Annotated in this window: 17 protein-coding genes; all 17 read left to right on the plus strand. The window is 58.1% G+C overall.

All coding sequences use genetic code 11. From position 1 onward, the window contains the following. Positions 1-34 precede the first annotated feature (34 nt). The 17 genes from GT003_RS00205 to GT003_RS00285 all read left to right on the plus strand — a co-directional run bounded on the left by GT003_RS00205 (position 35) and on the right by GT003_RS00285 (position 25,019). On the plus strand, positions 35-1,342 hold the full coding sequence (locus tag GT003_RS00205; RefSeq protein WP_161693187.1) for an alpha-L-rhamnosidase-related protein: 1,308 nt from the start codon (positions 35-37) through the stop codon (positions 1,340-1,342). A 69-nt stretch (positions 1,343-1,411) separates the two neighbouring features. Beyond that, a complete protein-coding gene (locus tag GT003_RS00210) occupies positions 1,412-2,467 on the plus strand; it encodes an aminoglycoside phosphotransferase/kinase family protein (RefSeq protein ID WP_161693189.1) in 1,056 nt (351 codons plus the stop codon). Positions 2,468-2,501: 34 nt separating this feature from the next. Then, on the plus strand, positions 2,502-4,280 hold the full coding sequence (locus tag GT003_RS00215) for a sensor histidine kinase (protein ID WP_161693191.1): 1,779 nt from the start codon (positions 2,502-2,504) through the stop codon (positions 4,278-4,280). A 1-nt stretch (position 4,281) separates the two neighbouring features. Next, complete coding sequence (locus GT003_RS00220) at positions 4,282-5,502, plus strand: response regulator (protein ID WP_161693193.1); 1,221 nt, start codon at positions 4,282-4,284, stop codon at positions 5,500-5,502. Further along, positions 5,490-5,927 carry a helix-turn-helix transcriptional regulator gene (locus GT003_RS00225; RefSeq protein ID WP_161693195.1) on the plus strand — a complete coding sequence of 146 codons (438 nt, stop codon included), beginning with the start codon at positions 5,490-5,492 and terminating at the stop codon, positions 5,925-5,927. The genes GT003_RS00220 and GT003_RS00225 overlap by 13 nt, the downstream gene beginning before the upstream one ends. A 118-nt stretch (positions 5,928-6,045) precedes the next feature. Beyond that, entirely contained in the window at positions 6,046-6,918 is an 873-nt protein-coding gene (locus GT003_RS00230; RefSeq protein WP_161693197.1) for a phytanoyl-CoA dioxygenase family protein, read from the plus strand. A gap of 62 nt (positions 6,919-6,980) precedes the next feature. Next, a complete protein-coding gene (locus tag GT003_RS00235) occupies positions 6,981-8,753 on the plus strand; it encodes an extracellular solute-binding protein (RefSeq protein WP_161693199.1) in 1,773 nt (590 codons plus the stop codon). A 148-nt stretch (positions 8,754-8,901) separates the two neighbouring features. Further along, on the plus strand, positions 8,902-9,801 hold the full coding sequence (locus GT003_RS00240; protein WP_338045868.1) for an ABC transporter permease: 900 nt from the start codon (positions 8,902-8,904) through the stop codon (positions 9,799-9,801). 21 nt (positions 9,802-9,822) lie between these two features. Next, on the plus strand, positions 9,823-10,704 hold the full coding sequence (locus GT003_RS00245; protein WP_161693201.1) for a carbohydrate ABC transporter permease: 882 nt from the start codon (positions 9,823-9,825) through the stop codon (positions 10,702-10,704). A 148-nt stretch (positions 10,705-10,852) separates the two neighbouring features. Further along, positions 10,853-11,989 (plus strand): enolase C-terminal domain-like protein, encoded by a 1,137-nt coding sequence (locus GT003_RS00250; RefSeq protein WP_161693203.1) that lies wholly within the window; start codon positions 10,853-10,855, stop codon positions 11,987-11,989. Continuing rightward, entirely contained in the window at positions 11,986-14,295 is a 2,310-nt protein-coding gene (locus GT003_RS00255; RefSeq protein ID WP_161693205.1) for a hypothetical protein, read from the plus strand. The genes GT003_RS00250 and GT003_RS00255 overlap by 4 nt, the downstream gene beginning before the upstream one ends. Positions 14,296-14,974: 679 nt before the next feature. Beyond that, positions 14,975-17,470 (plus strand): alpha-mannosidase, encoded by a 2,496-nt coding sequence (locus tag GT003_RS00260; RefSeq protein ID WP_161693207.1) that lies wholly within the window; start codon positions 14,975-14,977, stop codon positions 17,468-17,470. 320 nt (positions 17,471-17,790) lie between these two features. Further along, positions 17,791-19,575, plus strand: coding sequence for a sensor histidine kinase (locus GT003_RS00265; RefSeq protein WP_161693209.1), 1,785 nt, complete (start codon positions 17,791-17,793; stop codon positions 19,573-19,575). Then, positions 19,553-21,229, plus strand: coding sequence for a response regulator transcription factor (locus tag GT003_RS00270; protein WP_161693211.1), 1,677 nt, complete (start codon positions 19,553-19,555; stop codon positions 21,227-21,229). Before GT003_RS00265 ends, GT003_RS00270 begins: the two co-directional genes overlap by 23 nt. A gap of 206 nt (positions 21,230-21,435) precedes the next feature. Continuing rightward, positions 21,436-23,136, plus strand: coding sequence for an extracellular solute-binding protein (locus GT003_RS00275; protein ID WP_161693213.1), 1,701 nt, complete (start codon positions 21,436-21,438; stop codon positions 23,134-23,136). Positions 23,137-23,208: 72 nt separating this feature from the next. Beyond that, entirely contained in the window at positions 23,209-24,108 is a 900-nt protein-coding gene (locus GT003_RS00280) for an ABC transporter permease (protein ID WP_161693215.1), read from the plus strand. Positions 24,109-24,134: 26 nt separating this feature from the next. Next, entirely contained in the window at positions 24,135-25,019 is an 885-nt protein-coding gene (locus GT003_RS00285) for a carbohydrate ABC transporter permease (protein WP_161693217.1), read from the plus strand. Positions 25,020-25,021 lie beyond the last annotated feature (2 nt).

Consider the following 25,021-nt stretch of genomic DNA (forward strand, 5'->3'; position numbering starts at 1 on the left):
GGCATGCACTGCGAGGGAACTGGAGATGACTGTCATGGATATTCAAGCATTGACGTCCCGGATCGAAGATCCCCTGATCAGGCGGGGCGTGGAGGAAGCGATCGGCAAGACGCTGCTCCCCGCGCTGCGGGAAGAAGCGTTTCGCGGCCATTTTATCGTGGATGCGGACGGCACGCATTTCGGCACGGAATCGGTCTTTCCCGGCTTGGATGCCTGGGAGATCGCGGGAGCTTACTTAAGCCTGGGCAAGACGCGAAGCGTGCTCGACTTCTTCGCGTTCGTCGAGGCTTCTCAGCGTTCCGACGGGCATATTCCGTTCGCGGTGTTCCCCGATCGCCCGGACCTGGACTTATCCACGCATATGCGCGGCGTGAATTATCCGGCGGATGTCTTCGTTTACCCTGCGCCCGACGAGGCAGGACAATCGCGGGAAGCCGGCGCGAACGAACGGCGATGGGTTCGGCTGTTCAAGCACTGGGTGCCGACCAATCCGCTCGGCGTGCTAGCGCCGGTCAGCTACCTGCTGCTGGCGGAAGAGATCGTCCGGCAGACCGGCGACCTGCGTTGGCTGAGCGGGAAGCTGGATTCCTTGGACAACGCGGCGGCCTACGTCCGTTCTCGGAAATCCGAGAACGGGCTGATCGACGGCGCGGGTTTCTACGTCGAATTGCACTCGCGCTACGAGTGGGACGGCGTTACGCAGTGTTATGCGATCCACGCTTTCCGAATGCTGGCCCGTCTCTACCGGGCCGCGGGCAATCCGGCGCGCGCGGAGCACTGGGAACGGGAGGCTGCTGTACTGGAGCAGGCTTTTCAGGAGCTGTTCTGGCAGGGGGACCATTTCGCGGAATATATCCATCCCGAGCACGGCTTGGTGGATTTTCACGGGCTGACGGACGTCAACTGGGCGGCGATCGCGTTCGGGATCGCGACCGAAGAGCAGGCTGCCGTCGTATGGCCGCTAATGAAAGCCGAGGAACGATTGTGGCGCGGCGACATGCCGAGCCAGACGATTGCGATGCACTATTTATTCCGCGAATGGGAGCTGCACGAACGCCTTCCCTTCGAAGGCAGGAACATGGGGCCGCTGCACGACGTTTCCGCCATGGGGCGGGTTTGGTATTTGGAGGCGCTCTCCTGCTTGCGAATGAACGATACGGAACGGCTGGTCGACTCCGTCCGTCTCGTGTGCCGGATGGGCGAACGGCATGATTGGTTCTGGTACGAGCGCTATCAGCCGATGCAGACATGGGACGTGCAGCCGACGGGCGCTTATAAATATTGCGAGTATGCGGCGATTCTCGTGCGGCTCGTGCTGGGAAATCCGGCGCTGTTCAGCTGAAGGCGGCGGCTAAGCCGCCGCTGGCCGAGCGGGGTTGAAAAGACGACGAATAACGGGAGCTGATCATAGATGAGAGCGACATTATTGTTGGACGCCTTGACGGAACTGCTGGAGGACGACAGCGACAAGCTGCTGGCCGGCGATATACTCGGTACGGCTAATTCCAAGGAGATCGCCGATGCGATCGGAGCGTTCTGCGTCCGACGGCTGGACAGTCCGGTCAAGAAATGTCTGTACGCCGGGTTCAGCGTCGGCGCATCCTTCGGCTTGGCGCTCGAGGACGGCAGGCAGGTATTCATGAAGATCCATAAACTGACCGGACCGGAGACGATAACGGCCAACACGGCCTTGTCGCTCGCCGCTTCTTCGACGGTGCAGAAGCATTTGGCGGAGAGCGGCTTTCCTTGTCCGGAGGTGCTGCTCATGCCGGAGGCATTCGGCAGCGGCATCGTCACGGTCGACGCCTACGCCGCGCCGGGGGAGCTGCAGGATGCGCATAAGCCCGAGATTCGCAAAGCGATGGCGGAGACGCTGGCGGAGCTGATCGCGCGGACGCGTCCGTTCCGATCGCTGCCGGGACTGATCCCGGGCAGCTTCTGCGCGAGCGGCACGCTGTTTCCCGTTCCGCACAATGCGTTATTCGATTTCACCAAGGAATATGAGGGCTCGGAGTGGATCGACGCGATAGCGGGATCGGCCAAAGCCGAGGTCCAAGCGAACCGCTCTCCGGGTAATCTGGCGCTGGGTCACGTGGATTGGTCCGTCAAGCATTTCCGCTTCGAGAACGGGAAGGCCGTCATGATCTATGATTGGGACAGCCTGAAGCTGGAGGACGAGCTGCATCTGGTCGGTCTCGCGGCGGCGACGTTTCCGACGACTTGGGACATTCCCGTCCTCCTCACGCCGTCGCGGGAAGAATCCGGCCTGTTCGTGCGCGAATATGAAGCGGCCCGCGGCAAGCCCTTTACGTCGCGGGAGCTGGCGACCATATCCGCGGCGGCAACCTATGTGATGTCCTACGTCGCCCGATGCGAGCTGGCCATCAATCCGAACAACGAGCGTTACGAAGGGAGTTTCCGTCAAGCGCTGCAAGCGATGAACGGAGACCGGTATATCGTCTGGTAAACGGCAGGTTCGCGGTCGTGGAGAGGAGCTTCCGATGAGAGCGAGGTTGAAGGTACCGTCATTATCGCTGTATGTGCGGCTCGTGCTGACGTTTCTTCTCGTGCTGCTTCCGCTGTACGTGCTGACCATAACGATGAGCGAGATCAACTCGAACGTCGTGAAGGACGAGGTGGTCAAGTCGATGACGTCCCGAGTGCAGCTCTATCTGGACGTCTTGGAGGAGGACTTCGATCGCATCCTCAGCTTTCAACAGGAATTCGTCAACAACGAAGATCTGCTCCAACTAAGCACGGCCGCGAACATCATGCCTGATTTCGATAAGTCGCAAGCGATTTTGCGGCTGCAGAGCCGGCTCTATCTCATTAAGGATTCGAGCCGATTCATCGATAATGTCAGCGTGTATATTCCGCTGCTGGACCGGACGATTTCTTCGAACGCGAAGTATGTCGAACAGTTTGACAGGGAGGCTTACGAAGGCCTGATCCTAGAAAGCAACCGGTACGTGTCGCCCTTCGTCGATTGGCAGAACCGGCTGTACATCAGCGATTTCTATCCCGTAACGGCTTCCTTGGACGATCGGCCGCCGTTGTTCGTGGTCGGTATCGAGCTCTCCAGGGACGCGATCCGGCAAGCGCTGCAGAAGTTTACGATCGACGGCAAAGGCGGGGCGGTCTTGATCTACGACAAGGAAGCCGACCTGCTCTTCGCGAACCGCGAGTCGGATGCCCGCAAAGCCATGATCAATGCCTTTCTGGTCGACCGGACCAACGATCCGGACCAGCCGGTGTCACTGGAGTCCTTGACCATCGGGAAGGAGTCGAACTTCGCCGTCTTTGATACCTCGAGCCAGTTCGGATTCACTTTGATGATGTACGTGGAAGAGAGGCATATCCTAGGACCGCTGCGAACGTTCCGGCTGGGCTACTGGCTGTTATCCGGCCTTTCGATACTGATCGTCGTCTTTTTCTCCTATCGGATCTTCCGGATGATCCATCAGCCGCTGACGACGCTCGTGCATTCATTCCGCAGAGTCGAGGACGGGGATCTCGGCATGATCAAGCAGCATCACTTCAAGCATGAGTTCCGCTACTTGTCCGATCATTTCAACTCCATGGTGAAGCGGCTTAACGTGCTCATCTACGAAGTGTACGAGGAGCGTTACCGGGCCAGGCTCTCCGAGCTGCGACACCTGCAATCGCAGATAAATCCCCATTTCTTATACAACAGCTTCTTTCTTCTCTACCGCATGGCGAAGCTGCAGGACTTTGACGTCATTACCCGGTTTACCAAATACCTGGGAGAGTACTATCAATTTCTTACGCGCAGCAATACGAACGAAGTGACGATGCTGGCGGAGATCAACCATGCCCGGGCCTATACCGAAATTCAAAACTTCCGTTTTCACGACCGCATCCAAGTGGAGTTTGCCGAGCTGCCTGCCGCTCTTGCCGCGATATCCGTTCCGAGGCTGATCGTGCAGCCGATCATCGAGAATGCCTATGTCCACAGCCTGGAGCGCAAGGAGGCGGACGGGCTGCTGCGGATCGCATTTACCGTGAAGGAGGGCTGCGCCGTCATCACGGTGGAAGACAACGGCGATCATCTAAGCGCCGCGAAGCTGGCCGAGATGAACGCGCTGCTGCGCTCGATCGATCCGGAAGGGACGGAGAGCGCGGGCATCTTCAACGTTCACCGCCGTCTGCAGATCGAATTCGGGGCCAAGGGCGGGCTGCGCTTTGCCGCGGGTCCGCTCGGCGGCTTGCGGGCCGACATCGTCATTCCGCTCGCTAACGAGGAAGAGGAGGCTGGCTGACATGTACCGCGTGCTCATCGTCGATGACGAGAAATATTCCGTCGACGGGCTTTACGAAATGCTGCATGAAGTCGAACATATCGAGCTGGACGTCTATAAGGCCTACTCGGCGAAGCAAGCCTTGGCCTGGCTGGAGCGGACGAAGATCGACATCGTCTTGTGCGATATCCAGATGCCGGGCATGAACGGTCTGGAGCTGCAGCGGCTCATCAATGCCCATTGGCCGTACTGCAAGGTCATCTTTCTCACCGGCATTAACGATTTCAACATCTCGCAGGCTGCGTTTCGAGGCGGGAGCGTGGATTACGTCTTGAAGACCGAGGGCGACGAAGCGATCGTCAAGGCGCTGGACAAGACGGTCGCCGGTCTCTCCGAGCATTTCAGGAACGAGCAAATCCTGCTGAAAGCCGCGGAGCAGCTGGCCTCGTCAAAGCCGGCCCTGCAGAAGGCGTTTCTCGCGAATCTACTGGAGAACGAAGGGGCTTCGCTGCGCGCGAGGCAGGCGGATTTCGATCGGGCTTACGTGGCGCTCTCCGCGAGCATGCCCGTCGTCGTCGCACTCGGCCGAGTGGACCGCTGGTCGCCGGAAGTCGGCGATTCGGATCGAGCGCTGCAGCTGTATGCGATCCAGAATATCGCGACGGAGTACTTGAGCGGCCTGCGGCTGGCTGCGGTCATCCTGGACGAGGCCCGGTTCGCATGGTTCATTCAGCCGCAGGCAGGCGGCGATGAACCGGATTGGGCGCGCGGCATCCGCTTCGTCCACGGATCGATGGAATCGATCCAGCGTACGTGCAGGGAACTGCTGCAGCTTCCCGTTTCGCTGATTCACAGCGATTCGTTCGCCACTTGGCCGAACGTCGCCTCGACGTTCAAGCGGCTGGAGAATCTGCTGCTGGTCGGCATGGGTCATGGGGGCGAGATGCTGCTCACGACTCGGGGGCGGATGCGGCAGACGACGAAGCCGAGCCGGCCCGGATCAAGCCGGATCCGCGCGGCAAGCCTTATTATCCCGACTCGCTGCATGCTTTGTTCGCGCAGGAGCAGGAGAGGGATTTCTATCGCGTCGTCGATGACTTTATCGGCAGGGAAAAACTGCTCTCCTATCATCATTCCGATTATCTGGAAGCCTATTATTCCATGGCGACGGCTTTTCTTTCCTACATCAATCAATGGGAGCTGGCCGAGCGGATTGCCGGAGATATCGATATGGACAAGCTGATGGATCTCCGCGCGCACCGCACCAAAGAAGACGCCTTGGCCTATTTGCGCGCGATGGCCGCCATCCTGTTCAAGCAGAAGAAGGACGAGCAGGCGCAGCGAACGAACAAGGTCATCGGCCAGATCAATCACTACCTCCAGTCGAACTTGGGGAAGGACCTGTCGCTCGCCCGACTGTCCGAGGTCGTCTATCTGAACCCGTCGTATCTGTCGCGCTTGTACAAGCAGCATACCGGCATCAATCTATCCGAAGCGATTATCGAGTTGAAAATGGCGAAAGCCAGCGAGCTGCTCTTGAACCCGGTATACAAAATTCATGAGATCGGCGCGATGCTCGGATTCGAGAACGCCGGTTATTTCACGCGGTTCTTCAAGAAAAACGTAGGCATGACGCCGCAGGAATTTCGCGACCTGAGAAACAAGTAAAGAAAGGAGAAGGAATCTCAACATTGTGAAATAGGAAGGGGCGCATCCCTAACCTATAATGAAAGCGTATTCACAATTGCTTCCCGCCGTGGAAGCCGATGGAGGGAGATACGCAGGCATGGAACGCGAAACGAATAAGCAAGAGGGGTCGGGTTCATCCGTGTACAAGATGGATTTATCCAGCTTTCAGCTGTCGGAGGAGCAGAAGTTCCTGTTCGATCTGAAAGGCTACTTGGTCATTACGGGCGTGTTCACCGAGGAAGAGACGACGGCCATGCGGGAGCAGGTGTATAAGCTCACCCATGAACCCGGCACGCTGTCTGCGCACGAGCGAACGGTCCCCGGCGGCGCTTCGGAAGTCGTGCTGAGCAATCCGGCCGTCAAAGCGGCGCTCAACGCGTTCATCGGTCCCGACGTTCGGCTCGACAATCAGTTCGTCGTCTGGCGCGAGCAAGGCATGGGGGATGCGCAAGGACCGCATCAAGGCGGACCGGAACGCAATCCTCACTTCCATTATCATGTAGCGGACGCGCAGATCTACTCCGCGTTGACGCGCATGGTCGTCGAGTTGAATCCGGTCGGCAAACAGGACGGCGGGACGGTATTTCTGCCGGGCAGCCATAAGTCGAATTTCCGTATCCCGGCGTCCATCAAAACAAAACGGGAAGACATGTACGAGCCGTACTTCGATTCTTACGAATGCCCGGCAGGTTCGCTGGTCTTCTTCAGCGAAAATACCTGCCATGCAGGCCCGGTCTGGAACAATCCCGACCATGCGCGGGCGGCGATCCTGTTCGCCTTCAATCATATCGGCTGCCGCTGGCATCGCCACCATAACGTGGCGCCCGAAGTGATCGAACGGCTCGGCCCGGAAGCCAGATGGTATTTCCGCGATATCTGGCCGTGGGATAACAATGACAAATCCGGGCAATTCGGCGGCCGCAACGTCGTTCAGGTGCATGCGGACGGTTCCCTGACGACCTCACCTTAATCAGCAGACGTAGTAGCGTTTACTGAACCTATTAGTTCTTCATCTAACGAGGAGGGTATAGGATGGCAGTCAAACAAAGGCATCTGCTAGCGATCGTCTTGGTTCTCATGCTCGTCGTCGTTACGGCGTGCTCGGGGAATGATAACGGGGGAAATAACGGCGCGAAGGCGGACAACGACCACGCGAACAACGGGGCTGCGGCGGATAATTCCGCCGGAAACGACGGGAAGAACGATAAGCCCGCCGATACGGGCAACAACGGAGGCAATGCCGGGAACGACGCCGCGGCCGAACCGCTCGGCAAGTACGATCCGCCGATAGAAGTGTCCACGGTGCGAATCATCAACGATACGTACAAATTCGCCGAAGGCGACACGATCGACAACAACGTGTGGTATAAGGCGTATGCGGATGAATTGGGCATCAAGATCAAGAACGACTGGGTCGTCAGCGGCGACGGCGTCGGCGGTCCGGGCGAGCAGAAGATGAACGTCTCGATCGCTTCCGGCGACCTGCCGGACATTATCCCGGTCAACCCGAATCAGCTGCAGCAGCTGATCGACGCGGATCTGGTCATGGACATGACGGACGTGTTCGAGAAATACGCTTCGCCGTTGACCAAGGAAATCATGAACGCCGACGGCGGCTATGCGATGAAGTCGGCAAGTTCCGGCGGCAAGCTGATGGCCTTGCCGAATACGGGTTCATCCATGGACGGCGCGGCGATGATCTGGCTGCGTTCCGATTGGCTGAAGAAACTGAATCTGCCGGAGCCGAAGACGATGGACGACGTATATGCGATCATCGACGCGTTCACGAACCAAGATCCCGACGGCAATAACAAGAAGGACACGGTCGGCATCGCGCTCAACAAAGACATCATGGGCGGCTACGCGGGTTTGGACGGCTTCTTTAACGCGTTCCATGCCTACCCGGGCATTTGGTTCAAGGACGCCTCGGGCAAGCTGGTCAACGGCAGCGTGCAGCCGGAGACGAAAGCAGCCCTGGCGAAGCTCGCCGAGTTGTACAAATCCGGTCAAATCGACAAGGAATTCGGCGTCAAGGACGGCGGCAAGGCAGGCGAATCGCAAGGCGCGGGCAAGAACGGCTTCTCCTTCGGCCAAATGTGGAATCCGCTGTGGCCGATGGTATCGAGCAAGGATAACGATCCGAATGCCGAATGGCAGTCGTATCCGCTCGCGTCCGTGGACGATCAGCCGGCAAGGCCGCAAGTCACGCTGGCCGTCGGCGGCTACTATGCCGTCAACAAGAAAGCGAAGCATCCGGAAGCGGCGGTCAAATTAATGAATTTGTACATCGAGAAGAGCTTCGGCGAATCCTCCGACCCGAATAAATACGGCAACGCCAACGGGCTCGAAGTCTTCAAGTACGCGATCGAGCTCGCTTCGCCTCCGACGAAGAACCTGGATGCGCACAAGGCCGTGACGGAAGCGCTCAAGAGCGGAGACGCCTCGAAGCTGAATCCCGAGCAGACGCTGTACTACGACAAGATCAGCAGTTATCTGAAGAAGGAAAACGGCACGAACGAGCGCTGGGCGTACGACCGCGTATTCGGCGAGACGGGATCGTTCGTCGTCATCGACAAGTACGTGAGCGAGAATCTGCTGATGAATAACGAATTCTACGGCGCGCCTACGCCGACCATGGTATCGAAGGGATCCAGCCTGAAGAAGATGGAGCTCGAAGTCTTCACGAAGATCATCATGGGCTCTTCCCCGATCGACGCGTTCGATAAGTTCGTCAAGGACTGGAACAGCGTCGGCGGCGAGGCGATGACCAAGGAAGTGAACGAGTGGTACCAAGCGCAGCAATAACGGGTTCGCGCGGCAAGGGAGAATGGTAGTTTGGGAAATCGGCGGTCCTCGCCGATGGGTTGCGGTTAAACGGGGAAGGTCTGAGGGAAACTTCTATCTTCCCCTTTCTTCATAGGGAAGGCGCTTGCCAAGATGGGAGGGTTTCGGCGTGGCGACGAAAAAATGGAGACGGGAATTGCCTCTGCATCTGATGGTGATTCCAGGTCTTATTTTGGTTCTAATCTATCATTACGGTCCCATGGCGGGCATTACGATCGCGTTTCAGAAGTTCATACCGGCCAAAGGATTCTTCGACTCCACGTGGGTCGGACTCGAAAATTTCCGCTATGTCATGGAGCTGCCCGACACGTGGCAGATTCTATGGAACACGGTCTATATCGCCGTCATGAAAATCATAGCGGGGCTAATCATCCCGATTACGATCTCCCTTCTGATCAACGAGGTCGGCAAGGAGCTGATCAAGCGTGGCGTGCAGACGCTGATCTATCTGCCCCATTTTCTATCTTGGGTCATTCTCGGCGGGATTCTGATCGATCTGCTGTCTCCGTCCGAGGGGATCGTGAACCAGATGCTGGGCTATCTGGGAATCGAGCCGATTTATTTTCTGGGCCTCGACGCCTGGTTTCCCTACACGCTCGTCGTCTCGGACGTCTGGAAGGAATTCGGCTTCAGTACGATCGTTTATTTGGCCGCGCTCACGAGCATCAATCCGACTTTCTACGAGGCGGCGATCGTGGACGGCGCCAGCCGGTGGAAGCAGACGATCTATATCACGCTGCCCGGAATGATGCCGATCATCATTCTGCTCACGACGCTCAGTCTCGGCAACGTGCTGAATGCCGGCTTTGACCAGGTATTCAACCTCTACAGTCCGCAGGTTTACGAGAGCGGAGATATCATCGACACGTTCGTGTACCGGATCGGCTTGGTCGATGCCCAGTACGGGGTGGCGACGGCCGTCGGGTTGTTCAAATCGGTCGTGTCCTTTTTCTTGATCACGATCTCGTATTACCTGGCATACCGCTTGGCGAATTACCGGATTTTCTAGTGGAAGGGGGCTCTTACGTCCATGCACTATATGACATCCAGCAGGCGAGCGTTCATTATCTTCAATTACGCGTTTCTGATCGGGCTGTCGCTGCTGTGCCTGCTCCCGCTGATTCACGTGCTGGCGCTATCGTTCAGCTCCAGCGCGGCCGCGACGGCGGGTTACGTGAAGTTCTGGCCCGTGCAATTCACGACGAACTCGTACCACTTCGTGCTGAAGAAGCCGGAGTTTCTCGCCTCGGTCTGGGTGAGCCTGCAGCGCGTGTCCCTCGGCACGATCGTCAACATGGCTTTGACGGTGCTTCTTGCCTATCCGCTGTCCAAGGAAGTGAAGGCGTTCCGGATGCGCACCTATTACGTCTGGGCATTCTTCCTCACGATTCTGTTCGGCGGCGGACTGATTCCATGGTATATGGTCATCAAGGAAACCGGCTTGCTGGATTCGATCTGGGCGCTCATCATTCCCGGAGCCGTGCCGGTGTTCAACGTCATCCTGCTGCTCAACTTCTTCCGGGGGCTGCCCAAGGAGCTGGAGGAAGCTTCGTTCATCGACGGGGCCGGCCATTGGACGACGATGTGGCGAATCTACGTACCGCTTTCGCTCCCGGCGCTTGCCACCATTACATTGTTCGCGATGGTCGGACATTGGAATTCCTGGTTCGACGGCTTGATTCTGATGAACTCGCCGGATCACTATCCGCTGCAAAGCTACCTGCAGACCGTCGTCATCAGGCGCGACTTGTCGCTCGTATCGCAGTCTAGTCTCGCGGACTTGGCCAACGTCTCCGACAGGACCAGCAAAGCCGCGCAGATCTTCATGGGGGCGCTGCCGATTCTGCTGGTGTATCCGTTCCTGCAGCGGTTCTTCATGAAAGGAATCGTCCTCGGGAGCGTGAAGGAATAAGCGCTTTCATCCCGAATTCAATCTACTATCGAAGCCGAGTCCGACAGCAAAGCCACAAGCGAAGAAGGAGCCGGAGCCGGTATCAAGGTCGAAGCGTGAAAGCCGAGGCCTGTCCAAATTCAAATTATCGAAGGAGTTGTCGCATTCCGTGAAAATCACCCGGGTCCGCTGCAAATCGTTAATTCGCAAGGTGGAGAACGCATCCGCGCCGTCTTGGCTGTCCGAGACGGTCATCGCCAATCCGATGTCGATGTATCCGAAATACCATGCCCGCCGTTCCTCGTGGAATGCGCCGTTTCCGAGCACGGCCGTGCTGATCGATACGGACGAGGGAATCCAAGGATTGGGCATCTCCTACGGCGGAGACTCGATTCGCTCGATCGTCGAGGAGCATTTCTCGCGGCTGCTGATCGGCGAGGACCCGTTCGATATCGAACGGCTGTGGGATCAGATGAACAAGTCTTCCTTGCCCTATGGCCGCAAAGGCCTATCCTCGTTCGCGCTCAGCGCGGTCGACAGCGCATTGTGGGATATCGTCGGCAAGGCGCTGAATCAGCCGGTGTACCGTCTTCTGGGCGGGGCGACCAAACCCGACATGCCGGTCTATCAGACGACGAACGATCGGACGGATTGGCAGGATGAATCGTTCTTCGGCGTGAAGCTGGCCATGCCTTACGGGCCGTCCGACGGCCGGGAGGGGCTGCTGAAGAACCGCGATCTGGTCAAGGAATGCCGGGAGAAAATCGGCGAGAAGCGGGAGATCATGCTGGATTGTTACATGGCATGGGACGTGGAATATACGTTCCGGATGCTGGATGCGCTCGAGCCTTACGGCGTCCGGTGGGTGGAGGAAGTGCTTGCGCCGGACAACATTCACGGCTACGAGAAGCTGGCCCGGTATTCGGGTCCGATCGCGATCGCGACGGGCGAGCATGAGTATCTGCGCTGGGGGCACCGCGATTTGCTGGCAACCGGCGCAATCTCGATTCTTCAACCGGACGTCGATTGGGTAGGCGGGATAACGGAAGCGAGACGGATCAACGCCTTGGCATCGGCCTGGGGCATTACGGTCTGCCCGCATGCCGGGGGACTGCAGGCGCCGGCGCTCCATCTGATCAAGAGCCAGGTCAACAGCCCGTTCGTCGAGTGGGTCCGGACGTGGGACCGCGACAAGGGCAAGCCGGATCCGGTCGTCATCGGCATCCCGGATCCGGTGAACGGCCGCATCGCGCCGAGCGATGAGCCTGGCCTCGGCATTCGACTGAACGAGGATATCCTGGCATGATGCACAATTCGCTGTTGATCGAGGAACGTTTGCGGATAACGAATCAGCATGCGCTTCACCGGTCTAGGCGGGATCCGCACCGATTCGTATCGCGGCTGGATCCATCGCTGCAGGCAGCTGCCGGTGAGATTGCGCTGCACGGTAGTTGGAGAATCACGGGCGCCGCCGGGGGTGCGGCTGCGCCGGCAGCTTTGCAAGACGCCGTGCGGGAAGCCGCGCAGGATCTTGCGGGGTTCTTGGCATGCTTTGGCGTCGAGGTTGTCGATGAAGCTGACGGCTCTTCTGATGTTCATATTCGGTTCACCGCGGATGACGAGGTGGCCGAGGGAGCATACAGGCGCGTGGTGTCCGAAGACGCGAGCGTAGAGATTGCGGCTAAGGACGCCAAGGGAATCTGGGCCGGCTTGATCGACCTGGAGCGAACGCTGTCGTTGAGAGGCGCGCCGTTCCTGACGCTTGGCAGCATCGGCAGGGTGCCGTCCTGGGAGACGCAGATCAGCCAAGCGCCGTTCGGTTCGAACTATTTGGTTCCGGATCTGTCTGACTCGTGCCTGTCCGACGATGCCTTTCGCATGCTGGCGCATGCCGGCATCAACGGCATGACGATCTATGGCGATTGGCTCTTATACGTCAAGAGCAGCATCTTCCCCGAACTGAACGCCGAGGATTACGAACGCCATATTGCGGTGCTTCGGGATGCTTCCGAGCGAGCCGCGCGGTTCGGCGTCAGCCTGTTTTACGTTCCCGTCAGCCCGAAGCTGCTGGCGGACCATCCTTTATTCCTGCGCTGTCCGTCGGCTCGGGGCGCCAAGCTTCATCCCGGCATCGCCGCCGAACCGAAGACCATCCACAATTTATGCTCCACCGACCCGGACGTGCTGGCCTTTCACGCAGAGACGATGGAGCGTTTATTTCGAGAGGTCCCCTTGCTCGGCGGACTCATTCTCATTATTGGCGGCGAATCGTACTATCACTGCTATATGAGACCCGATCGCCGGGCGCTGACGCGCGGGGAGAAGACGAATTGTCCGTGCTGCTTGGCCAGCAGCCCCGAAGAGGTCGTCGCCGGTTTGTTGAAGGCGACGGCGGATGCCGTCCATAGCGTCAAACCGGAAGCTCCGGTGATGGCGTGGCCCTACAGTGCCACCGGCTGGTCCGGGGATCCCGCGCAGCTGCGGCTGATCGAGACGATGGAAGAGCGGATCGCGCTTCTAACTACGATCGATAAGGATCAGTGGGCGCAGAAGGAGTACTATACGAAACACATCTGGGATTACAGCGTCGATTATACGGGACCCGCCGACAATATCGTGAAACAGGCGGAGGTTCTGGATCAGCGGGGGATGGACCTCTACATCAAGACGGAAACCGCGCTGGGGCTGGAGTTTATCCAGTTTCCGTATATCCCATGCCTGCAGCGCCTGGCGGAGAAGTGGAGCCGGGTGAAGGAGCTGCGGCCGGAGGGCGTGCTGCAGTCGTGGATGTTTTTCGGCATGTGGGGATCCAGAGCGGAGGAGCTGGGCTGGTGGGCATCATGGTATCCGGAACGGAGCGCGGACGAGGTCATTGCGGCGATCGCGGAGCGGGATTTCGGCGCCAATGCTTCGGCGCTTGTCGAGGCTTGGGCGAGCTGCAGCGAAGCCATCGGTCGCCTGCCCTACATTCCGATGTACTTTACGGGTCCCGAATTCATCGGCCCGGCTCATCCGTTGTATGCGGCTGACGAACTCCCGGGCAGGGAAACGTTCGAAGCGCTGCTCTATTATTTGCAGGAAAACGAAGAGACCTTCTCCGATACGGTGAACGAGGTCAGGCATCTGCTCGTCCTGGAAGAAATCCCGCACCGGCATATCGAAGAGGCCATGAGGGCAGATCCGGGTTATGACTATTGGCCGCTGCTGCTGGCGGAATATGCCTTGGCGCGCGATCATGCCAAGCAGGCATGGGAAACCGTGAAGGACTTGAAAGCCGCGGAAGGAGGCGCGGAGCAGGAGCGATTGCAGGAAGAACAGTGGCTGCTCGAGCTGCTGTACCGAACGTTGGAAACGACCAGCAGCACCTACGCGTTCCTGGAGTTGAAGGCTCGCTATAGGGAGGCTGGAGACGAGGCTGCGCTTCGGCGGATGCTGTCTATCATGGCGAGGGAAGCCGAGAACGCCCGATCTGCTAGAATCATCTACGAGCACGCGCCCTGGCTGGATCTGGCGCTTCGATTGGACGGTCACTATCCGTCCAGCCTCGGCATGATCGACGCAAAGATCCGGCTGATGGAAGAGGAGCTGCGTTCGTTGGGAACGGGCGGGTAGCGCTACCCATACAGATCGGTAACGTGCAGACGGCTGCGGCGGCTTGAGTATCCGGACAGCTGACAGCCGATTGAAGCTGACAATGTAGTCAGCTTTTTTCTATGGCAGCGAACGCCAGGATTCGAAAAGCTGCACAAAAGGCATAAATTCGGGGTGACAGAGGGCGCCGGGGCCTGAAAAGTTGTACAAAAGGCATAAATTCGAGGTGGCAGAGGGCGCCGGGGCCTGAAAAGTTGTACAAAAGGCATAAATTCGGGGTGGCAGAGGGCGCCGGGGCTTGAAAAGTTGCACAAAAGGCATAAATTCGGGGTGGTAGAGGGCGCCAAATTGCTCCGGGGACTCTGCGCGGGTAGTTTGGCCTGAAATTGTGCAGTACAGCAGCTTTTGGCGCTCTGCGAGGGGAAATTGGTCTGTAATTCTGCATCAGAACAACTTTTGCTCCGCGTAGAGTCGTTAGCCAGCCAAAATTATGCACCACAGCAGCTTTTGGTGCTTAGCGAGGGGAGTTTGCCACGTCAGCCGGAGCCGAGGCTGATCGAGAACTCGCGGTCGATGCCCGGCATCGTCGCTTTCCATGGTTAATCGGCAAGCCATCCGTTCTCCAGGCAGTTCAGCGCGTACGATGGCACATCCCCTTCCGCTTATCGGGGAGGCGCTATCCGAAAGGAGCATATCTAGGATGAAGGAACGTAAACTGCACATGATCGGATACGCGCACAGCGATCCGGTCTGGTTGTGGCAGTGGCAGGAAGGGTTTCAAGAGATGAAAGCGACGTTCCGTTCCGCGCTCGACCGGATGAACGAATACGAGCCGTTCATCTTCACGTCCAGCCAAGCGGCCATGTACGAATGGCTGGAAGAGCATGACGCCGGCATGTTCAAGGAGATTCGGGCGCGCGTCGCCGAGGGAAGATGGGTCTTATGCGGCGGATGGTGGGTGCAGGCCGACTGCAATTTGCCGTCCGGGGAATCGTTTATACGTCAGGGACTGTACGGGCAGCGTTACTTTCAGGAAAAGTTCGGGACGCTGTGCACCGTCGGCTACAACACGGACAGCTTCGGCCACCATGCCATGCTGCCTCAGCTGCTCAAAGGCTGCGGGATGGACGCGTACGTCTTCATGCGGCCAGGCAGTCATGAACGCCAATTGGCGTCGGATCTGTTCCGCTGGACTTCGCCGGACGGATCGAGCGTGCTGACGTACCGGATCCCGTTCTACACGCATATCATTACGGGGACCGTCGAGCAGGGAATCCGCTTCGGGGAGCGCCAAACCGCCGAGTCGCCTTGGAAGACGGCGATGATCTATTACGGCGTCGGGAATCACGGAGGCGGACCGACCAAGCAGAATATCGAGACGGTGATGAAGGAAGCCGAGCTTTCCGGTGCGGGGCCGGTCGATATCGTCTTCAGTTCGCCGGATCGTTTCTTCGAAGACATGCGGACGCTTCCGGACATTCCCGTGCTCGCGGGCGAGCTCCAAATGCATGCCAAAGGCTGTTACAGCGTCCAAGCCGCCACGAAGAAATGGAACCGGCAAGCCGAGCAGCTGATGGCGACGACGGAGAAATGGGCATCGGTGTCCGCGATGCTGCTCGGACGCCCTTATCCCGAGCTGGACCGTGCCTGGAAGAACGTGCTCTTCAATCAGTTTCACGATATTTTGCCGGGCTCGAGCATATCGGCCGCCTTGGACCGCGATGCCCGGGACGCTTACGGAGAATCGCATGCCATTGCGGGACGCGCGTTAAACGACGCCTTGCAGTCCATCTCGTGGCGCATACATATCGACCCGGAAGAGGGAATGAAGCCGATCGTCGTCTTCAACGCGCATGCGTGGCCGGTCAAGGCGAACGTCGAGCTCGACTTCGGTCATTTCGGGGAAGGACGCGAGTTTCACAGCTTTACCGATCAGGATACGCTCGTCGATGAGCGCGGCCAAGAAGTGGCTGTCCAGCGAGTGACTCCCTTGTCGACGACGATCTGGCGCCAAAGGCTCAGCTTCGTCGCCGAGCTTCCGGCGCTCGGCTATCGGACATTCCGCGTCGTTCGCCGATCATCCTTGACGTCGGCCGCCGATTTCGAAGGCATCGACGCCACCGATACGCGGCTCGAGAATGCGTACTTGCGGCTTGAGCTCGATCCCGCGACCGGCGGCATCAGAAGCTTATACGACAAGCGGTCCGGCGCGGAGCTCTTCGCCGTCGGGGGAATCGGAGGCGGCATTGCCGCGGTTATCGAGGATCGGAGCGATACGTGGAGCCATGGCATCGAACGGTTCGATCGGCAGATCGGGGTCTTCCGCCCGACGAGCATCCGTCTCTTGGAGCTTGGACCGGTCAAGTCCGTTATCCGGGTCGCCAGCGAATACGGCGCTTCCCGGCTGCTGCAGGATTTTACGATGTACCGGGAGCTGGACGGCGTGGAAGTCAAGTCCAAAGTGGACTGGCTTGAGCAATTCAAGCTGCTGAAGCTGCGCTTCGAGGTGGCCGTCGACGCGGATGGGGACGACTACGAGATTCCGTACGGCGTCATCACCCGTCCGAACGACGGACTGGAATATCCGGGACAATCCTGGTTCAGCCGGACTGGCATGCTGCCTGGTCAACAGGCCAAGGCATACGGCATCAGCATCCTGAACGATTGCAATTATTCCTTCGATACCAAAGGAAATACGATGAGCATGACCGTGCTGCGCAGCCCGATCGTCGCTTACGACGAGAATGCCGTCTTGGACCACCGGCATCAAGACGAATATGACTACACCGACCAGGGCCGTCATCACTTCGCGTATACGCTACTTCCCCATCATGGGAGCTGGCGGGAAGGAGATACGATCAGGCGGGCGGCGGAGCTGAATCAGCCTCCGATCACGGTTATCGAGACCTACCATGACGGGCCGCTGCCGCAGCAGGGCTCGTTCATCTCCGTCGACGGAGAGGGCGTGCAGGCCGACGTGCTGAAGCGCGCCGAGGACGGAGACGGATGGATCATCCGCTGCCGGGAAACCGCAGGCCGCGCGAACGCGCATGCGGTAGTCTCGCTCCCCATCTTGGGACGAACCGTGGACGCGCTGCTCGGCCCGTATGAGATCAAGACATTTCGCATTCCCACGCAGCCGGAGCTCCCTGTCGTCGAGACGGATTTTTTGGAGCGGCCGTCGTCCGGGACGTAAGATGGAGAGCCATCGTTAGCCAAACTTCCGGCCCTTCCGCAGTGAATTAACACTAGAAGAGAGGTACGGGGATTCCGTACCTTTTTTGCCGTTCCGGCGCACACTACGATCAGGCAAGGATAAATTCGGCTTCTGCTCAGCCCAAGCGCATGTTCGAGCGATATGCGGAATTCGAACTGTCAGTCGCGCATGCCAGCTGCCAGAATGCTTGGCCTGAATGGTGCTTGATTGCGCAATCGAACCTAAATCCCGTATACTCAACTTCGACAAATCGACCATTACAAACTTTACGGCCTGAGACGGCGGACAGGGGCGGCATCATGAATTTACGGCGGACGACGAATTCGTTACGAAACACGATCTTCATCAGGCTCGTCCTTGTATTCCTGCTCATCTTTCTGCCCGTCTACGCGATCGGCTTCAGCATCTACAATTGGGGCTCGAACACCGTCCGGGAGCAGACGTCCGGTTCGCTGTCCGACCAGGCCGCGTTCTACACCTTTCATCTCCAGAGCGAAATCGAGCGCATCCGCCTCGTGCAGTACCAACTGATGGACAACGAATATTTGAACGAGCTCGTTGCGCTGCACGGCCAGATGACCAAATACGAGCTGCTCACGAGCGTGAACAAGCTGCAGGACGCCCTGAACTTCGCCCTCCACAGCAGCCTGTATATCGCCAATACCTACGCGCATTTTCCCGATCTCGGCATTACCGTTTCCGCCGTGGATGGCATGCAGGAATTGGAACAAGCGAAGATGAGCGCATTAAGGAAAGCGTACCAGGCCTCCCGTTCGAAAATATTGTTTTATCAGGGCAAGCTGTATCTCTATGCCGAGCTCCCGATCGTCAGGGATCCGTCGAAGGGGCAGCCCAAGGTGGCCGTGGAGATGGAGCTCGCGGGAAGCGCGATCAACCAAGTACTCAAGCAGCTGACGGCTTCCGGCATCGGGGGGACGGTGCTGGAGAACAGGCAGAGCGGCATGTTCTTCTCGAGCAGCGACGACCCGATCGGCCGGCAGGCGGCGGACGAAGTCGCCCGCGCGGGAACGAAGGTGCAGCAGGGCGTCATCTCCGCGAAGCTGGGCGGCGCGCGCTATCTGCTTATTTACAGCCGTTCCGAAGCGATCGACATGACGCTTGTCCGTTATTTGCCGGAGGATCAGATCTTAAAGCGCGTGCACACGTTCCATCTCCTGTTCCGCATTTTCACGATCGCGTCGGTTATCATCTTCCTGCTCTTCATCGCATCCTCGTACGGTTTCATTCACAAGCCGCTCGCCCGGCTTGTCCGAGCATTCCGGGAGGTGGAGCAGGGCAACCTATCCGTGAAAATCAACCATACACGGCATGACGAATTCGAGTATCTGTACGAGCGCTTTAACGAAATGGTGCAAAGCCTGCACGTGCTGATCGATCAGGCGTACAAACAGAAGATTTTGACCCAAGACGCCGAGCTGAAGCATCTGCAGGCGCAGATTAATCCGCATTTTCTATACAACACGTACTTCGTGTTATACAGTATGGCCAAAGCGGAGGATTACGACAACGTGCTTCTGTTTCTGAAGAAGCTCGGCGGCTATTTTCAATACATTACGCGTTCGTCCGCTTCGGAGCTCGCGCTCGAGAAAGAAGTGGAGCTGGCGATGACGTACGCGGATATCCAGGCGATGCGCTTCTCCAACCGGGTAACCGTGGAGTTCGACGACTTGCCGGACAGCTGGAGACAAGTGCCTGTGCCGCGGCTCGTCATCCAGCCGATCATCGAGAACGCCTTCAAGTACGTGCTGGAAAACAAGCTGAGCGACGGGCTGCTGCGCATCCGCATGTTCCCGGACGCGGCCGACCGCAAGCTCGAGATCGTGCTGGAGGACAACGGAGACGGCATCGGGCCGGACAAGCTGCGCCTGCTCTCGGCCCGCTTGAACGACGAGCATTACGACGGGGAAACGACGGGGCTCGTCAATATCCACCGCAGGCTTAGGAGTCTGTACGGCGAGGACGCAGGCATCGCGCTTTCGCTCAGCGAGCTGGGGGGGCTGAAGGTGACGATGACCGTAATCCGGAAGGAGGAGATGGACGATGTTCAGGCTGCTGGTCGTTGACGACGAGCCGGTCATCGCGGACGGGCTGTTCGAGACGCTGAAGGAAATGGAAGGCTTCGACACCGAGGTGCACAAGGCGTATTCGGGCTTCGAAGCGCTCGCGCTGCTGAACGCCAAGAAATTCGACTTGATTGTGACGGACATTTGCATGCAGGGGATGGACGGGCTCGAGCTCGTGGAGAAAATCAAAGGCAGCTGGCCGGAGTGTAAAATCGTGTTTCTTACCGGGCACGACCAGTTCGAATACGCCTACAAGGCGCTTCAGTTCCATGGCGTCAGCTATCTGCTCAAGAACGAAGATTACGAGAAGATCGTCGATACTGTCCGCATGCAGCTGTGCGATCTGGAGAAGAGTCTGCGGGACGAGCATCTGCTCCGCACGGCCAGGGAGCAGATGGACAAGGCGCTGCCCCTGCTCCGCCGGGAATTGCTGACGGCCGTTCTCGAGCGTGGAGAAGGCGAGGATCTGGGGGAGCGGCTCGGCGAGCTGGAGATCGGCATCTCGGCTTCCCGGCCGGTGATGCTCATCGTCGGCTGCCGCCAGGATCTAGCGAGCGGAGACGCGAACGTGTTCAGCCGCGCCAGCGAAGAATACGCCGTGTCCTTGCTCGTCGAGCGCTACTTATCGCCGTACGTCCGCATGGCCGAGACGGTGATTCGCCACAGCCGGACGTACTTCGTCTGGTTCGCCCAGCCGGCCGCCGAAGGCGAGGACGAGGGACAGCATACGCCCGTGTTCGTCAAAGGCGCGCTGGAGCTCGTCCGCCAGGCGTGCCAGCAGTCGCTCGGCTTCTCCTTGTCGTTCATCGTCGGCGGCCAGCCGCTGCCGTGGAGCAATCTGGCCGAAGCGTTCCGCTACGCGCGTTCCGTGCTGAACAGCCGCGTGGAGCAGGGAACCGACGTGCTCGTGCTGACGGAGGCTTACTTCATGAACGACAAAGGAAGGCCGCCGCAGTTCGACGGCCAGCCGCTGCTCGTGCAGAGGCTGGCCCAAGCCCTCGAAGACCTCGAGCTGTTATTGGAGCAAGGACAAAGCGAGCCGTTCCTGGAAGCGTACGAACGGCTTCGAATGACGATGGCCGAAGGCGCGTCCGGCAGGCGGTCCTCGCAGTCGGAGACGAAGCAGCGGCTGTCGCTGTTTTTCGTCTCGTTCCTGAACCGTTACGAGCTGACGGAGCAGCTGGTCGGAGATATCGACGTCGACGCGCTGCTGGCGGGCTTTCCGGCGCTTACGCTCGCGGAAACGTTCGAGGTCTGCCGGGAGGTCGCCCAATCGATCTTCCGCGTTCGCAGCGCGGAGAACGAGAGGCGGTCCATTATCGCCATCCACCAGGTGCAGCAGTATATCCAGGAGCATCTGGATGCCGATTTGTCGCTGACCTCGCTCGCGGACAGCGTCTATTTCAACCCCAAATACTTTTCGAGACTCTTCCGGCAAGTGACCGGAGAATATTTATCCGACTACATCCATGAACGCAGGCTTCGCAAAGCGAAAGAAATGCTGGAGCAGCCGCAGATCAAGATCCACGCCGTCGCCGCGGCGATCGGTTATCAATCGCCTTCGTATTTCACCCGTTTCTTCAAGAAAGCGATGCAGATGTCTCCGCAGGAATACCGGGATTCCCGGCCCAACGCGGCCGGGACCGCCAAATAGTACATGACTTTTCCTGCGTTTCCAGCGAAACCGATGACCTGCTAGGTTATCGGTCTTTTTGTCTTGAAGGGAACAAACAACAAGTGGATAAAGGTCAACGAAGTAGACAGAATACGATATAAAAGGTGAAAGCGCTCCCCTATAATGTGAACAGAGGCCTCTACCGTCACCACTACCAATCACAGCAGAGGGGGAACGATCCCGAGATGCATCACAAAACGAAAATGCTATCGGCCGTACTATTGGTTTCCGTCATGGCGCTGTCTGCCTGCTCCTCCAAGGACGAGGAGAAGGATAACAACGCATCCGCATCAGGCGTGAACGCTTCCGGTCAAGCAAATACGGATCCGCTGGGCAAGTACGATCCGCCGATCGAATTGCACGTCGGACAAGCAACGGACAGCACCGTGAAGTTCCTCGACGGCGAATCGTTCGACAACAACCCGTGGCACAAGGAATACGAAGACGTGCTGGGCATCAATCTCAAATACGACTGGGTCGCGGATACGTCCGATGCCTCCCAATACGAATCGAAGCTGAACGTCACGATCGCATCCGGCGAGCTGCCGGACGTCATGTACGTCCCGAAGAAGCAGTTCAAAATGCTCGTGGACGGCGATCAAATCGAAGACCTGACCGATGCGTTCAATACGTACGCTTCCCCGCTGACCAAGAAAATACTGATGTCCGATCCGAAAATCGTCGACGCGATGATGACGGACGGCAAGCTGCTCGGCATCCCGAACGTCGGCTCGCTGATGGATCAGGCCGACGTCGTCTGGGTTCGCCAGGACTGGCTGAAGAAGCTGAACCTGCCCGCGCCGAAGACGATCGACGACATCGAGAAAATCGCCGAAGCTTTCGTCAAGCAGGATCCGGACGGCAATGGCAAGGCCGACACTTACGGACTCGCGGCTAATAAGGACTCGTTCAACTTCCCGACGGCCGGTTTCGCCGATTTGACCTCGTTTGCCAACGCCTACCATGCGTACCCGCGAGCCTGGGTCGACGTGAACGGCAAGCTCGAATACGGCAGCGTGCAGCCGCAAATGAAGCAGGCGCTCGCGAAGCTGCAGGAGATGTACAAGGAAGGTCTGATCGATTCCGAGTTCATCGTCAAGGACGGCTCCAAAGTCGCCGAATCGGTCGCGGCCGGCAAGCTCGGCTTGACGTACGGCCGTTACTGGAACGCCATCTGGCCGTTCCAAGATAATAAGAACCAAGACAAGAATGCCGACTGGCAGGCTTATCCGATCGTATCCGCGGACGACGAGACCGCCAAAGCGCAGGTCGATCTGCCGCTCTCCGGATTTACCGTCGTGCGCAAGGGCTATGCGCATCCGGAAGCCGTGATCAAAGCGCTCAATCTGATGTTCGAGAATTACGACGGCGACCGTTCGTCCCACTGGACGCCGATCGACCAGGATAAGAAGTACGTCGACAAGGGCGTCCTGCTCATGAAATACCCGCTGATCTACATGGAGCCGCCTACGATGAACATGGATACCCAGGTGAAGCTTCTTGACGCCTTCAAGAAGAACGACCCTTCGATCGTGAACGACCTGAACACGAAACGGGCGTACGACGCGATCATGAAATACCGCTCCGGCGACAATACGGGATGGGCGTTCGATAAGATGTTCGGCGAAAACAGCGGACAAGCCGTCTATCAGGACTACCAGAAGAACGACCAGCTGTTCGTCAACGGTTTCTACGGCGTGCCGGGTCCGGTCATGAACGAACGGATGTCCACGCTGCAGAAGCTCGAAGACGAGACGTTCACCAAGATTATCATGGGCAGCGCGCCGCTGGACGATTTCGACAAATTCGTCGAGAGGTGGAAGAGCATCGGCGGCGACGACGTCACCGCGGAAGTCAACGAATGGTACGCCGCTAAGAACAAGTAAGAACTAGGGGTAACGATAGGCCTGGCCGGGGAGCAAGCAGGCTCCCCGGACTTTCAGTACTGAGGTGGCATCATGAATAAACTATTGAACCGCGGCAGCGTTCCTCTCCATTTGATGTTGATTCCGGCAGTCGCGCTCGTATTCATCTTCAATTACATCCCGCTCTTCGGGATCGTGATCGCTTTCGAAAAATACATTCCGGCCCGGGGCGTGTTCCATTCCAAGTGGGTCGGCTTTCAAAACTTCACGTATTTGATTCATCTGCCGGGCACCTTCCAGACGCTCGTTAACACGCTTTACATTTCCCTCATGAAAATTATCGCGTTCATCGTCGTGCCGGTCATATTCGCTCTGCTGCTGAACGAAGTCCGCAACAAGCTGTTCAAGCGTTCCGTGCAAACCATCGTTTATTTGCCGCACTTTATGTCCTGGATCATTCTGTCGGGCATCTTGATCGACATTTTGTCTCCGAGCGACGGCATCGTGAACATGCTGTTGAAGTCGTTCGGGCTCAAACCGATCTTTTTTCTCGGCGACGTGCATTGGTTCCCTTACGTCATCGTAAGCTCGGACCTGTGGAAAGAATTCGGCTTTAACACGATCTTGTATTTGGCCGCGCTCACAGCGATCAACCCGACATTGTACGAAGCGGCGAAGATGGACGGCGCCGGACGCTGGAGGCAGACCTTCCACGTAACGCTGCCGGGTATCGTGCCGGTGATCGTGCTGCTCGCGACGCTCAGCATGGGCAATGTCTTGAACGCGGGCTTCGACCAAGTCTTCAACCTGTACAGCCCCGCCGTCTACCAGAGCGGAGACATCCTCGATACGTTCATCTATCGCCTTGGGATGCTCGACGCGCAATACGGCGTAGCGACGGCGGTCGGTTTATTTAAATCGGTGGTTTCGTTCATATTCATCGCCGGATCGTATGCGCTGGCCCGCAAATTCGCGGATTACCGCGTATTCTAATTCTCGCAAAGCCAGGAGGAACAACCATGACCAAGCACGAATCTCCTAGCTATAAGCTATTTCTCGCGTTCAATTACGCGCTGCTCACAGCTATCTCGCTGCTCTGCATTTTTCCGTTGATTCACGTGCTGGCCATTTCGTTCAGCAGCAGCTCCGCCGCATCGGCCAACCTCGTCAAATTCTGGCCGGTGGGCTTCACGACCAAAGCTTACGAGTACGTATTGAACAAGCCCGAATTCATGACGGCGCTCGGCGTCTCGCTCAAACGCGTGATGCTCGGGGTCGTCATCAATATGGTGCTCACGATCTTGACGGCGTACCCGCTTGCGCGCGATCCCGAGAAATTCCGTCAGCGCAACGCATACGCGTGGTATTTCTTTATTACGATCCTGTTCAATACGGGCCTGATTCCTTGGTACATGACGATCAAGACGCTCGGATTGACGGACAGCCTCTGGGCGCTCGTCCTCTATGGCGCCGTGCCGGTCTTCAACGTCATCCTGCTCATGAACTTCTTTCGCCAGCTTCCAAAAGAGATCGAAGAATCGGCGTTTTTGGACGGCGCGGGCCATATGACGAACATGTGGCGCATCTTCGTGCCCCTGTCCGCGCCGTCGATCGCGACGCTGACGCTGTTCTGCATCGTCGGTCATTGGAACTCCTGGTTCGACGGGCTGATTCTGATGAACTTCCCGCAGCATTACCCGCTGCAGAGCTATTTGCAGACGGTCGTCGTGAACATCGACACCTCCCTGAAGTCCACGCGGGATATCGAACTGCTGTCCATCGTCAACGACCGGACGTCGCGCGCGGCCCAGATTTTCCTGGCGTCGTTCCCGATCATCGCCGTCTATCCGTTCCTGCAGCGGTTCTTCCTGCAGGGCATGACGCTGGGCAGCGTCAAAGGCTGATT

This window comes from Paenibacillus sacheonensis (genome assembly GCF_009909195.1).
Taxonomy (GTDB): domain Bacteria; phylum Bacillota; class Bacilli; order Paenibacillales; family Paenibacillaceae; genus Paenibacillus_Z; species Paenibacillus_Z sacheonensis.